The following is a 21,005-nucleotide window of genomic DNA, read 5'->3' on the forward strand; positions in this document are numbered from 1 at the left end:
CAGCATGGTGAATCAGAAACTCACTGATTTGGGAATCCCAAATCGATTCAACTTAACCCCATCCCGCTTTAGGCGGCCCGGCCTAACGTGCGGGCATCGCCACGCTGCGCCCGATGCCCTCGGGCCGGGGGATGGATGCATGGATATCCGCGATCGCCTTGATGCGGGCGCGGATATCGGATGGAAACGGGGCGACCTTGCGCGAGTTCATGTCGATATGCAGCGACATGTTTTCGGAGGTGGCTGAGATCCAGCCTTCGGTCGCGTGGCGCAGCTCCTCGAACGTGTGCAGCCGCTTGTCGTCGGCGCCGAGCAGATAGACCGTCACCTGGACGGGATCGCCGAGATGGACCTCGCGCAAATACCGCACATGGCACTCGGCGGTAAAGGTCGAGCCGTGGCGCTCTTTCTTGTAGGTGGGGCCGATGCCGAGCTGCAGCCAGATCTCGTCGATGGCGCGGTCGAACATCACGTTGTAATAGGCCATGTTGAGGTGGCCATTATAGTCGATCCATTGCGGCTCGATCTGCATCACCGAGGACAGAAACGGGGCTGAGGGCAACTTGATGTCCCTGGCGGCATTAATGGTCGTCATTATTCCATCCCTGTTAGTTCGATTGGCGGTCTTGACCCGTTATATAACGTTTGCCACGGTCGGCTGAAGCCGGGAGGATATTTCACGTGGCGACTACGATTTCGAACAATCCAGCGCGTCCGGAGCCGCCGGCCCTCAAGGCCGCGATCGACGCGCTGGCGGCGCGCTTCGGCAACCGCCTCATCACCTCGCAGGCGGTGCGCGACCAGCACGCCCACACCACGACATGGCTGCCGCCGCAGCCGCCGGACGCCGTGGTGATGGCGCAGGAAACTGCCGACATCCAGGATGTGGTGCGGATCTGCGCCAAACATCGCGTTCCCGTGATCGCCTTCGGCACCGGCACCTCGCTGGAGGGGCAGGTGAATGCGCCGGCCGGCGGCATCTGCATCGATCTGCGCGACATGAACCGGGTGCTCGCCGTCCACGCCGAAGACCTCGATTGCGTGATCGAGCCCGGCGTGACGCGGAAGGCGCTCAACGAGCATCTGCGCGACCAGGGCCTGTTCTTCCCGATCGACCCCGGCGCCGATGCCTCGCTCGGCGGCATGACCTCGACGCGCGCCTCCGGCACCAACGCGGTGCGTTACGGCACGATGCGGGAGAACGTGCTGGCGCTGAAGGTCGTGCGCGGCGACGGCGAGATCATCACGACCGGCACGCGGGCGAAGAAATCGTCCGCCGGCTACGACCTGACGCATCTGTTCATCGGTGCCGAGGGCACGCTCGGCATCATCTCCGAGCTCACGATCAAATTGCGCGGCATTCCTGAGACGATCGCGGCAGCCGCATGTTCGTTCGAGACCGTGCGCGGCGCCTGCCAGGCGACGATCCTGGCGATCCAGACCGGCATTCCCGTTGCCCGCATCGAGCTCTTGAATGCGGCGCAGGTCAAGGCGTGCAACGCCTATTCGAAACTGACGCTGCCGGAGACGCCGCTGCTGCTGCTTGAGTTCCACGGCAGCGAGGCCGAGGTCGCCGAGCAATCGAAGAACTTCAAGGAGATCGCCTCCGAATGCGGCGGCCTGGGTTTCACCTGGACCACCAGGCCCGAGGACCGCACAAAGCTCTGGCAGGCGCGGCATGACGCCTATTGGTCGGTGAAGGCGCTGCGGCCCGGCTCCGGCGTGGTGGCGACCGACGTTTGCGTGCCGATCTCGCGATTGGCCGATTGCGTCACCGAGACCGAAGAGGATCTGAAGCGGCTCAATCTGCTCTCGCCGATCGTCGGTCATGTCGGCGATGGCAATTTCCATTGCTCGCTGGTCTGCGACACCGACAATGCCGAGGAGATGGCGCGTGGCGAGGAATTCATGCATCGCCTGGTCGAGCGCGCGCAGGCGATGGGTGGCACCTGCACCGGCGAGCACGGCATCGGGCAAGGCAAGCAGAAATATCTCGAAGCCGAGCTTGGGCCCGAGGCGATCGACGCCATGCGGGCGCTGAAGAAGGCGCTCGATCCGCTGAACATCTTCAATCCAGGCAAGATCGTGCCGGCCTAGAGCGTGATGAGATATGGTCGAATTGTGTTCCCATGGGCGCTGCCTCTTCTCACCTCTGCCAGAGGGAGAGGTCGGCGCGTAGCGCCGGGTGAGGGGATCTGCTCTATCGAGGGACCGTAACCCCTCACCCGCGCCTCCGGCGCGACCTCTCCCTTCAGGAGAGGTGAACTTGCGGCCAAGCCGATTCAACCAAATGACATCGCGCTCTAGCCAGCCAGCGCGCGAACGGCCTCGGCGACGCTATGGAAGACGTGGTTCTGCGGCAGCGTGCGATAGAGGCCGAAGCGCTCAAATGCCTGTTGGGCGCGGGTCGATTCGAGGCGAGCGATCGCGACCGTCACGCCTTCCTCGCTGCATTCACGGAACAGCGCGAGCAGCGTTTGGGCGGCGGTGAAATCGATCTCCACGATGCCGCTGGCTTCGATCACCAGCAGCCTGGGCGTCGATGTTGCCGTCTTGATGATCTTCAGCGCGTCGGTACGAAAGCTCGAGGCATTGAGAAACGACAGCGGCGCCTGCAGGCCGACCACGGCAACTTTCGGGTCGCGCTCGCCCCTGATGTTCGGATTGGCCGGCCACCAGATCGTGGTGTCCGGTACGCGGTCGAATACGACGAGCCGCGCCTGCGTCGTGCTCCAGATGCCATGCAGCAGCGAGAGCGCGATGCCGACGGCGACGCCTTGCTCGATCGGCAGGATGATGATCGAAGCTGCCGTTGCCACCACAAGCAGAAACTCGCCGACCGACTGGTGAAAGATCGCTTCAATCTGCCTGAAGCGAATGATGCGCAACGCCACGAAAAGCAGGACGCCGCCCAGCGCAGCCTCCGGAACGTGATGGAGCAGCGCGGCGCCGAACGCCAGCAGCGCCAGCACGATCGATGCGGCGAACAGTCCCGATAGCTGCGTGCGTCCGCCGGTCGCGGCCACGATGCCGGTTCGCGGCGGGCTCGCGTCCACCGGAAAGGCACCGAACAGGCCTGCAAGAAGGCTGCCGGCCCCGGCGCCGAGAAAATCGCGATCGACATCGGCAGGCTGGTCCGGATCGGAAGGAAATGCCCGCGTCGTCGCCGCGGTCTGCACCATCACGACCATTGCGATCAGGAGAGCCAATGGCAACAGCTTGACCCATCGTTCCGGCGAGATTTCAGGAAACGTTGGCATCGGCAGCGTGCCCGGTACGGTGCCGACCACGCTGACCCCCTTGCTCTCCAATCCGCCCCAGATCACCGCAGCGGTCGCCGCCACCAGCGCGACGAGTGCGCCGGGAATCTTGGCGCTGATGGCCTCGGATCCGGCAACAAAGGCCAGCACGAAAAGCCCGATGCTGACGCTGTAGAGATTGGCGGCAGGAAGATGCTCCGCAATCTCGGCGATCCGCTCGATCATCGGTCCTTTCGGTGGCGGTGCGCCGAGCACGACGGGGAGTTGCGAAACCATGATGTGGATGGAGATGCCGGCAAGAAAGCCGACGGTGACCGGGGTCGACAGCAGATTTGCAATCCAGCCGAGGCGAAACAGGCTACCGACGACCAGGATCGCTCCGACCATCAGCGCCAGGGCCGCGGCAAGCGCGAGATTCTCCGGGGAGCCGGCGGCTGCCATCAGCGCAAGCCCGCCGGCGAAGATCGGCGTGATCGTGGAGTCGGCGCCGCACGACAGAAGACGGTTGCTGCCCAGTATGGCAAAACCGAGCGAACCTGCCATGAACGCGAAAAAGCCGATCTGGGGGGTGAAGCCGCCAAGGCGCGCAGTCGCCATCTGCTCCGGTATCGCGATCGCGGCCAGTGTCAGGCCCGCGATAAGGTCGCCGGGCAAATCGCCCGGCCGGAACGCGGCCAGCGAGCGGAAGATCGGCCAGGAGCGGCCTGCTGTCCCGGGCGTGTCCTCGGCCATCGGTCCTCGGTGCGATCAGCGCTAGCGTAAGGGCCGCCCACTATTCGACATCGTGATGCCAAAGGCCAGCCTTGCTTTGGCGCTGGCACAAGCCTCAGCCGATATTCTGCAGCGCCGGAAACGTCTCGAGCAGCCAGATGCTGACATTGGTGACGGCACCGGTGAGAAAGCCGATGCCGGTGATGATCATCAGCACGCCCATGACATGCTCGACCGTCCGCAGATGCCGCTTCATCCGCGTGAACAGTGACGAGAACTGTTCGACCGCAAATGCCGCGAGCAGAAAGGGGATGCCGAGCCCGGCGGAATAGATCGCAAGCAGCATGGCGCCCTTGGTCACAGTCGCCTCGGCTGCTGCGACCGAAAGGATGGCGGCGAGGATTGGGCCGATGCAGGGCGTCCAGCCGAAGGCAAAGGCGAGCCCCATCACATAGGCGCCCCACAGCCCGATCGGTTTCGGCATGCTCATCCGCCCCTCGCGCATCAAGATCCCGATCCGCGTCAGCCCGAGGAAGTGCAGCCCCATCACAATGATGACGATGCCGGCGACGATGGAGAGCTGCGCCGACCAGGCGCGGACCAGCCCGCCGATCAGGGAGGCGCTGGCGCCGAGCGCGACGAACACGGTGGAGAAGCCGAGCACGAACATCAAGGCCGCCGACATCACCGCGCGCCTCGAGGCCTTCATGCTCTCGTCATGGGCGACATGCTCGATGGTCGCGCCCGTCAGATACACCAGATAGGGCGGCACCAGCGGCAGCACGCAGGGCGACAGGAAACTGACTAGTCCGGCGATCAAGGCTGCCGGGATCGAGACATCGTGCATCAACTGACCTTCGAGAGCGACATCTGGCGTGGCAACCTATTGACGTGGACGGCGACAAGTTTCCAGAGATTTCATGCGCTCAAAGCCCAAGAGATCGGTCACAGGCCCGTGTCCGGGCAATGTTCGCGAATCGTCTCCGCAATTCTACGGGATAAACGCTGGACAAGCCGGTGCCGTCAGGCTCAAACTTCAATCCCGCGACAAGCCTCGGCCGCCAGCCGGGAAATAAAAATCATGCGGACGCCTGCGATTCAGAGATGGGCGCCGCAAAAAGGAAACGAACGGGAGCATCACATGGCTGTTTCACGCCGCAACCTGCTGTTGGGAAGCGCCGGCGCCTTGGGCGCCGCATCATTTTCATTCCCGAAGCCTGCCATTGCCCAATCCGAGCCGATCAAGATCGGGTGCCTCGCGGCGATCACCGGCCCGAGTTCCGCGCCGACCGTCGGTTTCAACCGCGGCATCAACTTTGCGGTGGACAGCATCAATGCGGGTGGCGGTGTCAAGGGCCGCAAGATCGAGCTCGTCATGCGCGACACGCAGGGTGATCCGACCAAGGCGGTGAACGCGACGCAGGAATTGATCAGCCAGGCCAAGGTCCACGCCATCTGGGGGCCGGTCAATTCCGGCGAAGCGCTCGCCACCACGCCGATCATGGCGCGAGCGAAGATTCCGGACATTCATCCTTGCGTGGTCGAAACCCTGATCGACACCACCAAATATCCGAACGCTTTCCGCATGGCGCCGTCCAACAGCCAGTGGGACGACGCCGTCCGCATTTACTGTCTCAACGTGCTGAAAGTGAAGAAAGTTGCCGTCATCGGCGATACCACGGGCTATGGCGTGACCGCCGTCGGCGCCTCAGTGGCGGCGTTCAAGAAGGACGGCGCCGACGTCGTCTACCAGGCCAATATCGATGCGACCCAGCCGGACATGACGCCGGACATGCTGCGCGCCAAGAATGCGGGCTCCGAGGCCATCGTGGTCTGGAGCGTCACCACCGGCATGGAGGCGCGGATGTTCAACACCCGTGCCGCTATGGGCTGGGACGTGCCGTTCGTCGGCCATCCCTCGCTGGCCTCGGGAGAGCTCGCCGGCCTCGTCGAGAAGCCGGAGAACTGGAAGAAGGTTTACGCGGTCGGTTACAAGAGCTGCAGCTACGATGCAGCCGGCAAGCTGCCGCCAAAGAGTGAGGAGTTGGTGGCGCGCCTGGCCAAGGCGAATATTGCGCTCAACGACACGCTGTTGTGGTGGGTCGCTGGTGGCATCGACGCGATCGAACTGATCGCCAAGGCGGTTGCCGAGAGCGGTTCGACCGAAAGCGCCGGACTCATCAAATACTGGAACACGCTGTCGAAATATCCCGGCTATTTCGGCACCTACACCTTCACGCCGACGCAGCATAACGGCTATCCGACCGAAGAGATCGTGATGTCGGAGGCCTCTACCGCCAAGAACGGCACCTTCGCACTCGCGCCGGGCTATACATAGGCCGGCGGCAGAGGGTGCATCCCATGCTCGCCTCGATCCTCGCATCCGGTCTCGCGGCGGGCGCGATCTACGCGCTCGTCGGCGTCACCTACAACACGATGTTCTCGACCTCGCGGGTGATGAGTTTCACCGCAGGTCAGCTTGCCATGCTGGGCGGCGTGCTCGGCTCGATGTTCACCTTGAAGATGGGCATGCCCATCATCGTGGGCTTCGTGCTGACGCTGGCCGCGTGCGCGATCGTCGGCATCATCACCGAATTCGTCGCGGTGCGGCCGGTTTTGAAGAGTCTCGACCAGCATCTCTATGTGCTTTCGACGCTGGCGCTGGCCTTGATGATCCAGCAGGTCGCGGCGATCAAATGGGGGACCGAGCCGCAGCCGTTCCCGCGCGTGATCGGGCTCGGCAGCGGCGTCTGGGACGAGAAGTTCTGGCTGCCGGTGGTTGCCTGCGCGGTGACGATCGTGGCGCTCGAATATCTTTACCGCCGCACGCTGGTCGGCCGCGCCTTCGTCGCGATCGCGGAGGATAATTTCGCGGCGAGGGCGCTCGGTCTTCCCGAACGCAATCTGCGGGTCGCAAGCTATGCGCTTGCCGGCGTGATCGGCGGCATCGCCGGTTTCTCCGGCGGCCAGCTTCTGCTGGCGTTCTTCGCCAACGGCGCGCTGCTCAATTTCTACGGCTTCGTGCCGGTGGCGCTCGGCGGCCTCGGCAACAACCGCGGCGCCATCTTCGGCGGGCTCGCGCTCGGCCTGTTCCAGCAGGCGGCGAATTTCCTGGTCGGCGGCATCTTCTCTTCCGTTGCCGTGTTCACTCTGTTCATCGTGGTCCTCTTGGCGGCGCCCCAAGGCCTGTTCGGCGGAACCACGGCGCGGAGGGTGTGATGACGGCTGTCACTGCAACCTCTGCCCAAACTGAAAGCGGCGCCTGGCGCGCCGCCTTGCCGCACGTCGCGCCGTTCCTCGGCATCCTCGCGCTCGCATTGCTGCTGCCGTTTGTCAGCAACGACTATTGGGCGCTGATCGGCACGCGCATGGCGATCTATTGGGTGCTGGTCTCCGGCCTCAACCTCGTGGTCGGCTTCGCGGGCCATCTTGCGATCGGCTATGTCGCGCTATTGACGCTAGGTGCCTACACGACGAGCGTGCTCGTCGCCGGCAATGTCACGCCGGCAGTGCCGGCTTTCCTCGCGCTGCCGATTGCCGGCTGCGTCGGTGCGCTGTTCGGCGTGATCGTCGGATTGCCGGCGTTGCGCCTGCGCACCTTCTATTTCGCGATGTCGACGCTCGGTTTCGCCACCATCGTGACGCAGATCGCGCTGGCCTGGCAGAGCGTGACCGGCGGCGGCATCGGCATCGCCGGTCCGGAATTCCCGCCGCCGTTCGATACGCCGTGGGGCTTCTACGCACTCTGCGTCGCGTTCGCGGCGGTCGCCACCTGGATGAGCGCCAACATCGCCCGCAGCCGATTCGGCCGCGCCCTGATCGCGGTGCGCGACGCCGAGGTGGCGGCGGAAGCGACCGGCATCTCCAAGCCGAAGATGCTGATTGCGATCTTCCTGTTTGCGGGCGCGCTGGCCGCGATCGCCGGCGGATTGTTCGCGACGCTGCAGACCTACATCACGCCCGATGCCTTCACCTTCGACCTGTCGGTCCTGTTCTTCATCGCGATCCTGATCGGCGGCCGCGGCTCGATCCTGGGGCCGATGCTCGGCACCATCATCCTGACCATCCTGCCCGAGATTGCCGCGCCGCTGGCGGCATGGTCGACATTCCTCTACGCCGTGCTGCTGCTCGTGATCGTGCTGGTGATGCCCGGCGGCATCGCGGCGCTGCTCGACTTCCGCAACCGCCGTCCGCTTGCCAGCAACCGCGCCATCGTGCCGCGTCCGGCCGTTCTCGCCGACATCGTCCGCCGTCGCACTGGCGGCAAGCACCTCGAGCTGCGCGACATCGCGCTGAGCTTCGGCAATGTGAAGGCGATCGACGGGCTCGACCTCGATGTAGCGCCAGGCAAGATCCACGGTCTGATCGGCCCGAACGGCAGCGGCAAGACCACGACGCTCAACGTCATCTCCGGCTATTACGCCGCCAAGGCCGGCACGATGACGCTGGGCGATGACATGCTGCCGCCGGGCCAGCCGGCATTGCGCGCAGCTTGCGGCATTGCGCGGACGTTCCAGACCCCGCGCGTGATCGGCGAGGCCTCGGTGCTGGAGAACGTGATGATCGGCGGCTCGGTGGAGGGCAGGGCGACCTTCGTCGAGGCGATGCTGTCGGCCCCGCGCAATCGCGAGGACGAGCGGATGCTCGCGGCGAAGGCGCGGGCGCTGCTCGGCGTGGTCGGGCTGGAGACGCTGGCGGAGGTGCGCGCCGACCGCCTGCAGCACAGCGAACTCCGCTTCATCGAGATCGCGCGTGCCTTGATGCTCGATCCCGATTTCCTGCTGCTAGACGAGCCCGCGGCCGGCCTCTCCAATGACGAGATTGAGCGGCTGGCTTCGCTGATCAAGGCGATCAGTGCGCGCGGCACCGGTGTGTTGCTGGTGGAACACCACGCCGATCTGATCTTCGACATCTGCCACCAGGTCACCGTGCTCAATCTCGGCCGCACGCTGGCGGCGGGCACGCCGGCCGAGATCCGCGTTCACAAGGAGGTGGTCAGTGCGTACCTCGGCGGCTGAATCCTTGCTTTCCGTGACCGCGCTGGAATCCGGTTACGGCAAGATCCGCGTGCTTCATGGCATCGATTTCCAGGTCGCCGCCGGCGAGGTGGTGGCGCTGCTCGGACCCAACGGCGCCGGCAAGACCACGATGCTGCGCGCGCTGTCCGGATTGCTGCCCGTAACCGCGGGACAGGTGCGCTTCGACGCCCGCGACATGACCAATGCGACGCCGCGGGATGCCGCGCGCGCCGGCCTCGTGCATGTGATCGAGGGGCATCGCGTGTTCACGCAGATCTCCGTCACCGACAATCTGCTGCTTGCCGGCTACGACGTGCCGCGCGCCGAGCGTGCGCAGCGCGTCGAGGAAGCGCTGGCGTATTTCCCCGAGATCGCCGAGAAGCGTCACGAGCGCGGCGGCGCGCTGTCGGGCGGACAACAGCAGATGCTCACCGTCGCGCAAGGCCTGGTACGCCGCCCGCGGCTGTTGATGCTCGACGAGCCCTCGGCCGGCCTGTCGCCGGTGCTGGTCGATCGGGTCCTCAACGTCATCGGCCGCTTGCGCGGACAGGGCACCGCGGTATTGCTGGTCGAGCAATTGCTGGAGAAGGCGCTGGCCACGGCGGACCGCGTCTACGCCCTGGTGCAGGGGAATATCGTGCTGGAAGCGTCGACCGAGGAAAGCAATCTGGCGCAGCGGCTGGAGCGCGCCTATTTCGGCCATGAGAGCCACGCGCTGGTGACCCCTTGATGCGGCTTCCCTTCTTCTACGGCTGGATCATCATCGCGGTGACCTTCGTCACCATGGCGATCGGCGTCAATGCGCGCACTGCGTTCTCGCTGTTCTATCCGCCTGTTCTCAGCGAGTTCGGCTGGGATCGCGGCGTCACCGCCGGCGCGTTCTCGTTCGGCTTCGTGGCCTCCGGCATCGCCAGTCCGTTGATCGGCCGCCTGATGGATCGCGCCGGCCCGCGCGCGGTGATGGAACTCGGCGTCGCGCTGATGGGCGCAGGGTTCCTGCTGGCGCCGCTGACGACGCAGCCCTGGCATCTCTATCTCAGCATCGGCGTTCTCGTCGGCGCGGGCAGCGTCTGCCTCGGCTATTCCGGTCAATCATTCTTTCTGCCGAACTGGTTCATCCGCCGTCGCGGTCTCGCGATCGGGATCGCCTTTGCCGGTGTCGGCATCGGCTCGGTGACCTTGCTGCCGTGGGTGCAGCACATGATCGAGGGTACCGGCTGGCGCACTGCCTGCACGGCGATCGGCATCCTCGTGCTGGTCGTGCTCGCGCCGATCAATCTATTGGTGCGAAAACGCCCTGAAGATATCGGGCTACTGCCGGACGGCGACGCCGCGCCGACCGCCACTTCGGCAAAGCCGGTGTCGAACATCGTCGATCCCGTCTGGGCCGGTACCGACTGGACGCTGTCCCGGGCGCTCCGCACCGCGCGCTTCTGGTGGATCGCGCTCGGCTATTTCTGCGGACTTTACATTTGGTACGCGGTGCAGGTGCATCAGACCAAATTCCTGCTCGACATCGGCTTCAGCCCGAATGTCGCCGTGTGGTCGCTTGGCGTCGTCAGCCTGCTCGGCATTCCCGGCCAGATCTGGCTTGGCCATCTCTCCGACCGGATCGGGCGCGAAACGGTGTGGGCGATCAGTTGCGCTGGCTTTGCGATCTGCTTTGCGAGCCTGATGGCGTTGAAATATGCGCCTGTGTTGCCGCTGGTCTATCTGATGGTGTTCACGCAAGGCGCGCTCGGCTACGGCCTGACCTCGGTGATGGGGCCGGTCGTGGTCGAGATCTTCCAGGGCAGGCATTACGGCAGCATCTTCGGAACCATCATGCTGGCCGCGCTTGCGGGGGGCGCCGCCGGCCCGTGGGCGACGGGACTATTGTATGATTTCACCGGCAGCTACACGGCGGCCTTTGCGATCAGCATTGCCGTGAGCGCGTTGTCCGCCTTCGCGATCTGGCAGGCTTCGCCGGGAAAGGTCCGTGCCGTGGCGGGCCGTTTGCACACGTTGCAAAGCCGTAGCCCGGGTGAAGCGTCAGCGTAACCCGGGGCCGCTCGCGCGCTGACGCAGGGTCCCGGGTTACGCTAGCGCTCCACCCGGGCTACAGCTACGGCGCGGTCGGCGCTCCCGATCGTGCGCTGCAGATCGCCGATCGCGCGCAGGAAGCTGTCGGCGGGCGTGGTCTCCGGATCGATCAGGCGGTGCAGGCGAAAGCCGTCCTCGAGCGCCAGCACGATTGCGGCGGTCCACGCCGCATCCAGCCGGCCGTTCCTGCCGCTATCCTTCCGCGCGGTCTCGATGATGTCGGTGACCAGCTTGCGCCGGGCGCGCAGGCGCTTCGCAAGTTCGGGCCGGCGCTTCTCCGCGCGTGCGACGAACAGGATCATCTCCATGTGCAGAAGCGGCGAGCGGCCGAGCGGATCCTGCCTGGTGCGGTCCATGTGCTTCAGCGCGTCGATGAAGTCGGCGAGGTTGGTGTGTTGAGCAAGCAGGTCGAGGTTGCGCCGGATCGATTGCTCGACATGGTCCTCGAGCATCGCGATGATGAGTTCTTCCTTGCTCTTGAAGTTCGAATAGAACGCCCCGCGCGTGAAACCGGCGGCGGCCGCGATCGCCTCGATGCTGGCGCCGCCGATCCCCTGTTCCTCGAACACGCGCGCCGCCGCCTCGAACAGCTTTTCGCAGGTATCGTCCCTGGTCGGTCTGGTCCTGACTCTTGACATCGGCCCTGTTTAGGCCACAATGCAACTCGATACAAGAGTGTATCGAGTTTCAGGGGGAAACGCTTGGCTCCGCACGAAGCGGCGGCCGGTAGCGTTCAATGTGAAATCGTCGCAACGCGGCAACCGATTGAGGTCACCATGAACGAGCAAGCTCGGCCGGCGAACAGCGATCCGCTGTTCAATCCCCTGGCGCCGGAATTCATCCGCAATCCCTATCCCCATTACGAGCGGCTGCGCACCGAGGACCCGATGCATGTCACGCCGTTCGGCGCTTTCGTCGCGAGCCGTCACGCGGAGGTGAGCTTCGTGTTGCGCGACAAGCACTTTGGCAAGGACTATGCCGGCCGTGCCATACGCCGCTACGGGCCAAAGGCCATGGAGGACCCGGTCTTCCGCAGCATGAGCCAGATGATGCTGCAGCAGGATCCGCCCGATCACACCCGTCTGCGCGGCCTTGTGGTGAAGGCATTCACGGCGCGCCGGGTCGAGGACATGCGGCCGCGGATTCAGGAGATCGTCGATCAGACGCTCGATCGTGTCATCCCGCAGGGCAGGATGGACCTGATCGAGGACTTTGCGTTCCGCCTGCCGGTGACGGTGATCTGCGACATGCTCGGAATCCCCGAGGAGCATCGCGAAACGTTTTATACCGGCGCGCGCGACAGCGGGCGCATCCTCGAACCGGTGCCGTTGTCGCCTGAGGAGATCAAGCAGGGCAACGCCAGGACCAAGATGTCGGAGATGTATTTCCAGCAGCTCTTCGAGCTGCGGCGGAAGCAGCCCGGCGACGACCTGACGACGCAGCTCGTGCAGGCGGAGGAGGATGGCCACAAGCTCAGCAACGAAGAGCTGACCGCCAACATCATCCTTCTGTTCGGGGCCGGGCACGAGACGACCGTCAACCTGATCGGCAACGGCCTCTTGGCGCTGCACCGCAATCCCGATCAGCTCGCGCTGCTCAAGGCCAATCCCGGCCTGATCACCAACGCGATCGAGGAATTCCTGCGCTATGATTCCTCCGTGCAAATGACCGGGCGCGCGGCTCTGGAGGACATCGATCTCTGCGGCAAGCGCATACCCAAGGGCGAGGCCGTGCTGTGCCTGCTGGGCTCGGCCAACCACGATCCGGCTGTCTATCCCGACCGCCCGGAACGGCTCGATATCACCAGGCCCAACGTGAAACCGCTGTCCTTCGGCGGCGGCATCCATTTCTGTCTCGGCGCCCAATTGGCGCGGATCGAGGCCGAGATCGCGATCTCGACGCTGCTCCGCCGCCTGCCGGAGCTGCGGCTGGATGACGCGGAAAATCCACAGTGGCGGCCGACCTTCGTGCTGCGGGGGCTACGGCGCCTGCCGGCGAGCTGGTAACCTTCTCGACCCTCGCCAGCGGGTGCAGCGCGATACCGCTGTGACTTCGCCATACTTCTCTCTATATACTGGGCTGCTCCGGCGCTGTATTGGCCACGTGCGCCGCGGGGCGGGGCTCAAAGGGAGACACCGTGCAGACGACGCTGCTCGGCCTGGCAATCGCGTTCATTCTTGCGCTGATCGCCGCGCTGGTCGGACCGTACTTCATTGACTGGAACCAGTTCCGTCCGCAATTCGAGGCAGAGGCGACGCGAATCATCGGCGCGCCCGTGCGCATCGGCGGCGAGCTTGACGCGCGGCTGCTGCCGGCGCCGCAGCTTCGGCTGCGTTCGGCCGTGGTCGGCGGCGGCAATGATCGCGGCAAGATCCGGGCCGACAAGCTCGACGTCGAATTCAGCCTGGGTTCGCTGATGCGCGGCGAATGGCGCGCTACGCAGCTCACCGTCAATGGCATGTCGGTGGATCTCGGTCTGGACCAGAAGGGACGGATCGACTGGCCGGCCTCGCAGGGCACGTTCGACTTCGCCTCGCTGGCGATCGATCGCGTCAACCTCACCGGCCGCATCGCCCTGCATGACGCCGCGAGCCGTGGCACGCTGGAATTGAGCGACATCGCGTTCAGCGGCGATGTCCGGTCGCTTGCCGGCGCGATCCGCGGCGACGGCAATTTCACGTTCGACGGCTCCCGCTATCCGTTCCGGATCTCCTCCGGCCAGAGCGCCGACGGCAATGGCACCCGCGTGCATGTCAACATCGACCCCGGCCAGCGCCCGCTCTCGGCCGATCTCGACGGCATACTCACCTTCGAGGCCCGCGCGCCGCGCTTCGAAGGCGTGCTGGCGCTGGCCTCTCCGCCCGCATCAAAGAACGACGCGGCCGCGCCGACGCCCTGGCGTGTCGGAGCCCGGATCAAAGCCGATTATTCGGCCGCGCGGCTCGACCAGATCGAGGTCAGCTATGGAAATGACGAGCGCGCGCTGAAGCTCGCGGGCGCAGGCGACATCCGTTTCGGCGCTTCGCCGCTGCTGCGCGCCTCACTCTCGGCGCGACAACTCGATGTCGACCGCTTTGCCTCGAAGGACAACAATGCTGAGCCGATTCATGCGCTGCCGGCGCTGCGCGCTCTGCTGTCGGGCGTTCCGCACATCGCGCTGCCGTCGCAGATCGAATTCTCGTCCGAGCAGATCATGCTCGGCGGGCGGCCCTTGCAGGATATCGCCGCCGAGCTTCACGGCGACGACAAGGGCTGGACAGTGCGGCGGCTCGACTTCCGCGCACCGGGCGCCACGCGCGTCTCGCTCAGCGGTGCTGGCCCGCAAAGCGCCCAGTCGGACAGCTTCAAGGCGGCGCTCAATGTCGAGTCGTCCGATCCCGATGCGCTGATGGTATGGCTGCAGGGCCGTAGCGATCCGCCGTCTCGCAATCAAAAACCGCTCAAGCTGCGTGGCGACGTCACGCTCGCCGCAACCGGCTTTGCGGTCGATGCCATGAAGGCCGAGATCGACGGCGGTGCGATCGCCGGACGTGTCGCGGTGTCGTATCCCACCGGCAATCGTGGCGCGAAGGTCGACGCCACCGTGAAGGCCGACCGGCTGGATCTCGATGCGGCCACCGCGGTCATACGCTCGCTGGCGGGACCGCAGGCCGAATGGCCGGAGGAAGCGCAGCTCTCGCTTGACATCGCTCGCGCGACGTCGGCCGGGCAGGAGCTGCGTCCGCTGCAGGCCAAGCTTGCCTTTGGACCGAAGATGGTCTCGCTCGAGCGACTTAAGATCGGGCAGCCGGACAGCGTGACGATCGAGGGCACCGGCAATTTCGATCGCATCAACGCGACCGGAAAGCTCGCGCTCGACGCAAACGCGGCCTCGTTCAGCCAGTTGACCGGTCTGGTCTCATCGTTCGCACCGTCAGCCGCATCGCGCTTCAACACGCTGGCTGCGATCCCCGGTCCGGCGCGGCTGAAGCTCGCGCTTGATCTCGACAAGGGACAGGCCGATCGCGGCAGCCTTCGCGCCGCGTTGGAGCTCGACGCGGTGCAGCTCAAGGGCACCGCTACGGTGACAGCGAAGCCGCAGGTCGCAGCGATCCGCAGCACCGATCTCGATGCCCTCAGCCGCAGCGATCTCGGCGTCGACGCCAGATTTTCAGCGGGGCAGGGGCGTGCAATGCTCGCGCTGCTCAACCTCGATCGAGTCATCGCCATCGGCGACGGCCCCGCGCAATTCGAAGGCTCGATCAACGGCGCCTGGCGCGCGCCGTTGCGGCTGAAGGCGAGGATCTGGGGCGCGGGGCTTGATGCGGACGCCGAAGGCGCAGCCGAGCCATGGGACGAGGCGAAGAAAGCCAGCATCAACCTGCGGGTCAGGAGCGCCGACATCAGTCCGCTGCTCGATCTCAAGCCGTCGGACACCCCGGTGAACGGCGTCCGCCTGTCGTCGCGCGTCTCACTCGCCGGCAATAAGCTCTCGTTCGACGATCTCGACAGCATCATCGGCGGCTCGCGACTGCGTGGCCGGGTTGCGCTCGCCATGGGGGAGGAGAAGGACATCGAGGGTGAGATCGGGCTCGACCAGGTCGCGCTTGCACCGGTGTTTGCGTTTGCGATCGGTGCCGGCGGACATGATTCGACCGAGCCGCTCGGCGGGGGCATCATCAAGGGCTGGCGCGGCAACATCGTCTTCCAGGCGTTGCGCGGCGAGCTGCCGGGCGGCAGCGAAGTGCAGCCGGTGAGCGGCACGATCAAGAGCGATGGCCAGGCGCTGACCTTTGAGGCCCTCAAGGGCAAGATCGGCGGCGGCGATCTCAGCGCCGCCATCGATGCAAGGCCGAGTGCGAATGGCATCACCGTCAATGCGAGCGTGCAGCTTAGCGGCGTTGACGGAACGGCGTTGCGCTACCGAAATCTCAACATGCCCAAGGGGCGCGCCTCCTTGCAGATGACATTGATGAGCCAGGGCCGCAGCGCGTCGGCGCTGGCTGGCGCGCTGTCCGGCAGCGGCACGGTCACGCTTGAAAGTGCGCGCATTGCCGGGCTCGATCCGCGCGCCTTCGACGTTGCGATCCGCGCCAGCGAGAACGGGCAGGTTTCGGATGACGCTAGGCTGAAGCAGATCGTCGAGCAGGCGCTCGCAAACGGCGTGCTGTCGGTCGCCTCAGCCCAGCTTCCGTTCAACATTCGCGACGGGCGGATCCGCGTTGGCGCCAGCACGCTGGCGGCCAATGGCGTCAACGCCACGATCTCCGGCGGCTACGACATTCCGGCCGATCAGGCCGACATCCGCGCGGTGCTGGTGCCGACCGCGATCACCGCGGCGAGCCGGCCGGAAATCCAGTTGCTCGCGGTGGGCACGCCCGACGGGCTCACCCGTAGCGTCGATGTCGCGGCGTTATCGTCGTGGCTCGCGGTACGCGCGATCGACCGCGAGACCAGGCGATTGGATGCGATTGAGCGCGGCGAGCCGCCTCCAACGTTCCAGCCGACGCCGCCGCTGATCCCGCCGCAGGAGCCGGCGGAAGCTCCCGATGCAAGCGCGACGATCCCACCGACAGCAACTGACGTGCCGATCCCGGGCCGCGATCCGCGCAAGGGAGCCCAAAAGCCGAAAACGAGCGCACCGCGTCCGCCGCAGGTCCAACCTCCGGCCAGCGCGCCAGCCGCCAATCCGCCCGCGTCAGTCGCGAGCCAACCGCAGCTCGCGCCATTGCCGCCGCCGATCGACGTCAAGCCGCCGCCGGGCGCTGCGAAACCAAAGCCCCGTCCGCCGCTCGCACTGACGCCCCAGGTCGCCAACCCACCATCGCGTCCGGCGGCGCAGAATTAGAGCGCGATTAAGGTCAGGGTCGAACTGCGTCCGCGACCGGGGCTGCGCTTCCTCTCCCCGTTCTTACGGGGAGAGAGTTGGGGTGAGGGGCTCTCTCCGCGAGCACGGTGACAGAAGGACTCGCGGAGGCTCCCTCTCACCCGAAATTCAAGCTGTGCTCGAATTTCGACCTCTCCCCGCAAGCGGGGCGAGGTGAACCCGGGGTTCGCCGCCTCAGAGCGTAATCTCCCGTTCGATCCCGATCGCCTGCAGGAACGCCCGGTCATGGCTGACGACGACCAGCGCGCCATCGAAGTCGCGCAGTGCGCCTTCCAGTTCTTCGATCGCGGCGAGGTCGAGATGGTTGGTGGGTTCGTCCAACAGCAGCAATAGCGGCGGCTCCGGCCGCGCAAACACGCAAGCCATACCTGCGCGAAGGCGCTCGCCGCCGCTCAACGTATCCACGATCTGCAATGCGGCCCTGTTGCGGAAGGCAAATCGCGCCAGCGCGGCATGCGCTTCATTGGCTGACAATTCCGGGTTGAGCCGGCGCAGATTGTCCAAGATGCCGGTGCCGGCATCGAGCAGGCCGACATGCTGGTCGAGCATCGCGATCCGCTCGGTGCGACGATGGATCATGCCGGCGGTCGGCTGCGCCTCTCCGGTGATCAGGCGCAGCAATGTGCTCTTGCCCGTGCCATTGGCGCCGTCGATCGCAACGCGCTCGGGGCCGCGCAGTTCGAACGACAGCGGCCCGAACAGGCGGCGGTTGGCAAAGGCCATCGCCACGCCGTCGAAGGCGACGAGCTCGCGATTGGAGGGAAGGGCGGTCTTCGGCAAGTCGATCGACAGCGGCGTCACGATCTCCACCCGCGCGCGGGCCTCCTCGAAGGCATCCGCGCGCTCGCCCATCAGGCGCTCGGCGAGATGGCCTTCGCGGGCGGCGCTGGCCTCCGCGCGTTCCTTCTCGCGGTCCATGAACATCTTGTCTTCGATGCCCTTGGCGCGCCAGGCTCGGCCGGCCTTGTCGCGGCGCGACTTTCTTTCGCGCGCCTTCTGCGTCGCGCGCTCGGCGCTGCGCAGCGCGTCAGTCGCCCGCTCCAGTTCGGTTTCCGCACGCGAGCGCGCCGCGTCGCGCTGCTCGGCGAAATCAGGCCACGCGCCGCCGAAAATCGTGACGCCAACCGGCGTCAGTTCGACGATGCGGTCGACATGCTCGAGCAGCGTACGGTCGTGGCTTGCGACCACGATGCCGCCTTGCCATCGCCCGAGCAATTGCGCCACCGCCTCGCGGCCGTCGGCGTCGAGATTGTTGGTGGGCTCGTCCAGCAGCAGCACGTCAGGTGCCTGGATCAACAGGCGCGCCAGCGCGACGCGCGTTCGCTCGCCGCCGCTGAGCGATGCCACCGCGCGATCGAGCGATAGCGCGGGCAGGCCCGCTTCCGTCAGCGCGGTCTGTAGTCGTGCTTCCAGTGTCCAGTCAGCCGCGGCGGCATCCTCGAGTGTGCCGTCGCCGCGCTCGAGCCGGCGCAGGCACGCGAGCTCGCTATCGACGCCGACGGCTTGCGCCACCGTCGCCCGTTCGTCGGCGATCTGCGCGAGCATGCCGATCGATCCGGCACGGTAAACCGATCCGGCTGCCGGTTCGATCTCGCCCGCGATCAGGCGCAGCAGTGTCGATTTGCCGCAGCCGTTCCGTCCGACGATGCCGGTGCGCTCGCGTCCAATCGCGAGCGTCAGCTCATCGAACAGTGAGCGGCCGTCAGGCGCGTGAAGCGAGATGGAATCCAGGACGACAAAGGCAGGCATGGAGAGCTTCCGAAATGGACAGGTTTCGCGGCGCGGTTAGCTTGGCGATATCCATTTCGCTCTCCACTCAGGTTTGTCGGTGAAGCCGGTGCCTGAGCACCGGCTATCTGCAACGGATCAGGCTTGCGGCCTGTTGTCCGGTGCCTGGACCGTCGTCGCGGCGACCGCGCGCGAACGGAAATACTCCAGCACGAAAAGCCGGATCGCCGACGACAGATTGCCCTGCTGGCGATTGCTGTCGATTTCGCCGACCAGCTCCGACAGCGTCATGTTCCGGAGGCCCGAGATTTCCTTCATGCCATTCCAGAACGCTTCTTCCAGGCTGACGCTGGTTTTGTGGCCTGCGACCACGATCGAACGTTTGACGACGGGCGATTTCATGATGCGTCTCCGCCGTCGATACGATGCTGATCCAACAGCTTCTCGTCGCGCGCTTTGCGAAGCTCGTCCGCTTTCCGTTCGGACTTGGTGCGACCAAATCGTGCGCGGTTGGTTTCGGCCTGCTTCGCAGCTTCTTTGCGCTGCTCTTGTTTTCTTGCTCGGTTCAAGTTGATCACGTCCCCCATGCTCGCCCCATCATCCAGCGATCCGAAGGCGCAAATGCCTGTTGGCGAAACAGGCCGCAGCCAAGTTGCGCGCAAGCACTGCACATGCCCATCCGAAATCCCTATATAGCGCCTAGTGATAAGCATCAAAAGGTCAGCTTCGCCCCACGAAAACCTATATTTCGCTGCTGTCCCATGCGTCAACGCAACGCCCGCTGCAACCGATCTTATTCTTTAGGCGTTATGATCCATAATTATATCACGCGCGGGGCTAGCGCTAATTCGTAGCGAGTCAGCGCAACGCATCACCGTTTTTTCCCGGGAAAATTATGCAATTTGCAGTTTCACTTAACCCGGATGTGTCATTTTGTCCGGCTGCACCAGGGAGTCGAATTCACGTTCCGATACATAGCCGAGCCGCAGCGCCTCTTCCTTGAGCGTCGTGCCGCGCGCATGTGCTGCTTTCGCGACTTTCGCGGCGTTGTCGTATCCGATCTTCGGCGCAAGCGCAGTGACGAGCATCAGCGATCGCTGCATCAACTCACCGATGCGTTTCTCGTCGGCACGTATCCCGACCACGCAATGCTCGGTGAAGGAGCGGATAACATCCGACAGGAGCTGAACGGAACTCATCATGCAATACGCCAACACCGGCTTGTAGACGTTCAGCTCGAAGTGTCCCTGGCTGCCCGCGATGGTGACGGCGGTTTCGTTCCCGAAGACGTACGTGCATACCATCGTCATCGCCTCGCATTGCGTCGGGTTCACCTTGCCCGGCATGATCGATGAGCCCGGCTCGTTCTCCGGCAGGATCAGTTCGCCGAGGCCTGAGCGCGGACCCGAGCCGAGGAAGCGGATGTCGTTGGCGATCTTGAACAGCCCGGTCGCCACCGAATTGATCGCGCCGTGTACCAGCACATAGGCGTCGTTGGAGGCCAGCGCCTCGAACTTGTTCGGCGCACTGATGAACGGCAGCTTCGTGATCTTGGCGACGTGCCTTGCGAACAGTCTCGCAAAGCGTGGCTTGGAGTTGAGGCCGGTGCCGACGGCGGTGCCGCCTTGCGCGAGCGGCAACAGATCCTTCGCCGCCGTGCGCAGCCGCGCGATGCCACTCTCGACCTGCGCGGCATAGCCGGAGAATTCCTGACCCAGCGTCAGCGGCGTCGCATCCTGAGTGTGGGTGCGGCCGATCTTGACGATCTTCGCGAACGCTTTCTCCTTGCGGCGCAGCTCGCGATGCAATTCGCCGAGCGCAGGAATCAGCCTCTCCAAAATTCCCTGCGCCGCCGCGATGTGCATCGCCGTCGGAAACGAGTCGTTCGACGACTGGCTCATGTTGACGTGATCGTTGGGATGAACCGGTTTCTTCGCGCCGAGTTCAAAGCCGAGCAGTTCGTTGGCGCGGTTGGCGATCACCTCGTTGAGGTTCATGTTGGTCTGCGTGCCCGAGCCTGTCTGCCACACCACCAGCGGGAAATGATCGTCGAGCTTGCCTTCGATCACTTCTTTCGCGGCACGCGTGATCGCATTGGCGCGGCGCGCGTCGATCAGGCCAAGCTCGCGGTTGGTGAGCGCTGCCGCCAATTTCACGATGCCGAGCGCATGCACGATCTCGATCGGCATGCGGTCGCGGCCGATGCGGAAGTTCTGCCGGGAGCGTTCGGTCTGCGCGCCCCAATAGCGATCGGAGGCGACGTCGATCGGACCGAAACTGTCGGTCTCGACGCGGATGGTTTTGTTTTTTTGTGAAGAGGATGTTGATCGAGCCATTGCC

The 21,005-nt window shown here is 65.0% G+C and carries 16 protein-coding genes; 8 read left to right on the plus strand and 8 right to left on the minus strand.

The window, feature by feature from the left end; translation table 11 throughout:
* Window positions 1–82 precede the first annotated feature (82 nt).
* Window positions 83–595 carry a thioesterase family protein gene (locus tag AC5ZG1_RS33035; protein WP_496135323.1) on the minus strand — a complete coding sequence of 171 codons (513 nt, stop codon included), beginning with the start codon at window positions 593–595 and terminating at the stop codon, window positions 83–85.
* A gap of 86 nt (window positions 596–681) precedes the next feature.
* Between AC5ZG1_RS33035 and AC5ZG1_RS33040 the strand changes: the two genes are divergently transcribed.
* Entirely contained in the window at window positions 682–2,097 is a 1,416-nt protein-coding gene (locus AC5ZG1_RS33040; RefSeq protein ID WP_496135324.1) for an FAD-binding oxidoreductase, read from the plus strand.
* A gap of 206 nt (window positions 2,098–2,303) precedes the next feature.
* Here AC5ZG1_RS33040 and AC5ZG1_RS33045 read toward each other — a convergent pair whose 3' ends face one another.
* Window positions 2,304–3,992: a SulP family inorganic anion transporter gene (locus AC5ZG1_RS33045; RefSeq protein ID WP_496135325.1), complete on the minus strand. Its 1,689-nt coding sequence runs from the start codon at window positions 3,990–3,992 to the stop codon at window positions 2,304–2,306.
* A 94-nt stretch (window positions 3,993–4,086) separates the two neighbouring features.
* Window positions 4,087–4,818: a cytochrome c biogenesis CcdA family protein gene (locus AC5ZG1_RS33050; protein WP_496135326.1), complete on the minus strand. Its 732-nt coding sequence runs from the start codon at window positions 4,816–4,818 to the stop codon at window positions 4,087–4,089.
* A 294-nt stretch (window positions 4,819–5,112) separates the two neighbouring features.
* Between AC5ZG1_RS33050 and AC5ZG1_RS33055 the strand changes: the two genes are divergently transcribed.
* Genes AC5ZG1_RS33055 through AC5ZG1_RS33075 form a run of 5 tightly spaced genes read left to right on the plus strand, consistent with a single transcriptional unit; the run spans window position 5,113 to window position 11,029 of the window.
* Window positions 5,113–6,309 (plus strand): ABC transporter substrate-binding protein, encoded by a 1,197-nt coding sequence (locus tag AC5ZG1_RS33055; protein ID WP_496135327.1) that lies wholly within the window; start codon window positions 5,113–5,115, stop codon window positions 6,307–6,309.
* A 23-nt stretch (window positions 6,310–6,332) separates the two neighbouring features.
* A complete protein-coding gene (locus tag AC5ZG1_RS33060) occupies window positions 6,333–7,190 on the plus strand; it encodes a branched-chain amino acid ABC transporter permease (protein WP_035689052.1) in 858 nt (285 codons plus the stop codon).
* On the plus strand, window positions 7,190–8,989 hold the full coding sequence (locus AC5ZG1_RS33065; protein WP_496135328.1) for a branched-chain amino acid ABC transporter ATP-binding protein/permease: 1,800 nt from the start codon (window positions 7,190–7,192) through the stop codon (window positions 8,987–8,989). Before AC5ZG1_RS33060 ends, AC5ZG1_RS33065 begins: the two co-directional genes overlap by 1 nt.
* Window positions 8,970–9,719, plus strand: a complete 750-nt coding sequence (locus AC5ZG1_RS33070) for an ABC transporter ATP-binding protein (RefSeq protein WP_496135329.1) — start codon at window positions 8,970–8,972, stop codon at window positions 9,717–9,719. Before AC5ZG1_RS33065 ends, AC5ZG1_RS33070 begins: the two co-directional genes overlap by 20 nt.
* Window positions 9,719–11,029 (plus strand): MFS transporter, encoded by a 1,311-nt coding sequence (locus AC5ZG1_RS33075; protein ID WP_130230761.1) that lies wholly within the window; start codon window positions 9,719–9,721, stop codon window positions 11,027–11,029. The genes AC5ZG1_RS33070 and AC5ZG1_RS33075 overlap by 1 nt, the downstream gene beginning before the upstream one ends.
* A gap of 41 nt (window positions 11,030–11,070) precedes the next feature.
* Here the strand turns inward: AC5ZG1_RS33075 and AC5ZG1_RS33080 are convergent, their stop codons facing one another.
* Window positions 11,071–11,709: a TetR/AcrR family transcriptional regulator gene (locus tag AC5ZG1_RS33080; protein WP_028161781.1), complete on the minus strand. Its 639-nt coding sequence runs from the start codon at window positions 11,707–11,709 to the stop codon at window positions 11,071–11,073.
* Between the two features lie 138 nt (window positions 11,710–11,847).
* Here AC5ZG1_RS33080 and AC5ZG1_RS33085 point away from each other — a divergent pair, with 138 nt between their 5' ends.
* Both AC5ZG1_RS33085 and AC5ZG1_RS33090 read left to right on the plus strand, forming a co-directional pair.
* Window positions 11,848–13,077 (plus strand): cytochrome P450, encoded by a 1,230-nt coding sequence (locus AC5ZG1_RS33085; protein ID WP_456642471.1) that lies wholly within the window; start codon window positions 11,848–11,850, stop codon window positions 13,075–13,077.
* Between the two features lie 131 nt (window positions 13,078–13,208).
* Complete coding sequence (locus AC5ZG1_RS33090; protein WP_456642472.1) at window positions 13,209–16,898, plus strand: AsmA family protein; 3,690 nt, start codon at window positions 13,209–13,211, stop codon at window positions 16,896–16,898.
* A gap of 213 nt (window positions 16,899–17,111) precedes the next feature.
* On the opposite strand, the gene AC5ZG1_RS33095 is transcribed toward AC5ZG1_RS33090, so the two are convergent.
* The 4 genes from AC5ZG1_RS33095 to fumC all read right to left on the minus strand — a co-directional run bounded on the left by AC5ZG1_RS33095 (window position 17,112) and on the right by fumC (window position 21,001).
* Window positions 17,112–18,686, minus strand: a complete 1,575-nt coding sequence (locus AC5ZG1_RS33095; RefSeq protein ID WP_456642473.1) for an ABC-F family ATP-binding cassette domain-containing protein — start codon at window positions 18,684–18,686, stop codon at window positions 17,112–17,114.
* A gap of 117 nt (window positions 18,687–18,803) precedes the next feature.
* Window positions 18,804–19,067, minus strand: a complete 264-nt coding sequence (locus AC5ZG1_RS33100) for a ribbon-helix-helix domain-containing protein (RefSeq protein ID WP_035688975.1) — start codon at window positions 19,065–19,067, stop codon at window positions 18,804–18,806.
* A complete protein-coding gene (locus AC5ZG1_RS33105; RefSeq protein WP_028161785.1) occupies window positions 19,064–19,252 on the minus strand; it encodes a DUF4169 family protein in 189 nt (62 codons plus the stop codon). The genes AC5ZG1_RS33100 and AC5ZG1_RS33105 overlap by 4 nt, the downstream gene beginning before the upstream one ends.
* Window positions 19,253–19,579: 327 nt before the next feature.
* Window positions 19,580–21,001: a class II fumarate hydratase gene (gene fumC / locus AC5ZG1_RS33110; protein ID WP_456642474.1), complete on the minus strand. Its 1,422-nt coding sequence runs from the start codon at window positions 20,999–21,001 to the stop codon at window positions 19,580–19,582.
* Window positions 21,002–21,005 lie beyond the last annotated feature (4 nt).

The sequence above is a fragment of the Bradyrhizobium sp. Leo78 genome (assembly GCF_059512425.1).

Bases quoted from the DNA above. Each gene is read 5' to 3' on its own strand.
- AC5ZG1_RS33035 (WP_496135323.1), bottom strand. From the start codon at position 595: ATGACGACCATTAATGCCGCCAGGGACATCAAGTTGCCCTCAGCCCCG.
- AC5ZG1_RS33045 (WP_496135325.1), bottom strand. From the start codon at position 3,992: ATGGCCGAGGACACGCCCGGGACAGCAGGCCGCTCCTGGCCGATCTTC.
- AC5ZG1_RS33050 (WP_496135326.1), bottom strand. From the start codon at position 4,818: ATGCACGATGTCTCGATCCCGGCAGCCTTGATCGCCGGACTAGTCAGT.
- AC5ZG1_RS33055 (WP_496135327.1), top strand. From the start codon at position 5,113: ATGGCTGTTTCACGCCGCAACCTGCTGTTGGGAAGCGCCGGCGCCTTG.
- AC5ZG1_RS33060 (WP_035689052.1), top strand. From the start codon at position 6,333: ATGCTCGCCTCGATCCTCGCATCCGGTCTCGCGGCGGGCGCGATCTAC.
- AC5ZG1_RS33065 (WP_496135328.1), top strand. From the start codon at position 7,190: ATGACGGCTGTCACTGCAACCTCTGCCCAAACTGAAAGCGGCGCCTGG.
- AC5ZG1_RS33075 (WP_130230761.1), top strand. From the start codon at position 9,719: ATGCGGCTTCCCTTCTTCTACGGCTGGATCATCATCGCGGTGACCTTC.
- AC5ZG1_RS33080 (WP_028161781.1), bottom strand. From the start codon at position 11,709: ATGTCAAGAGTCAGGACCAGACCGACCAGGGACGATACCTGCGAAAAG.
- AC5ZG1_RS33085 (WP_456642471.1), top strand. From the start codon at position 11,848: ATGAACGAGCAAGCTCGGCCGGCGAACAGCGATCCGCTGTTCAATCCC.
- AC5ZG1_RS33095 (WP_456642473.1), bottom strand. From the start codon at position 18,686: ATGCCTGCCTTTGTCGTCCTGGATTCCATCTCGCTTCACGCGCCTGAC.
- AC5ZG1_RS33100 (WP_035688975.1), bottom strand. From the start codon at position 19,067: ATGAAATCGCCCGTCGTCAAACGTTCGATCGTGGTCGCAGGCCACAAA.
- AC5ZG1_RS33105 (WP_028161785.1), bottom strand. From the start codon at position 19,252: ATGGGGGACGTGATCAACTTGAACCGAGCAAGAAAACAAGAGCAGCGC.
- fumC (WP_456642474.1), bottom strand. From the start codon at position 21,001: ATGGCTCGATCAACATCCTCTTCACAAAAAAACAAAACCATCCGCGTC.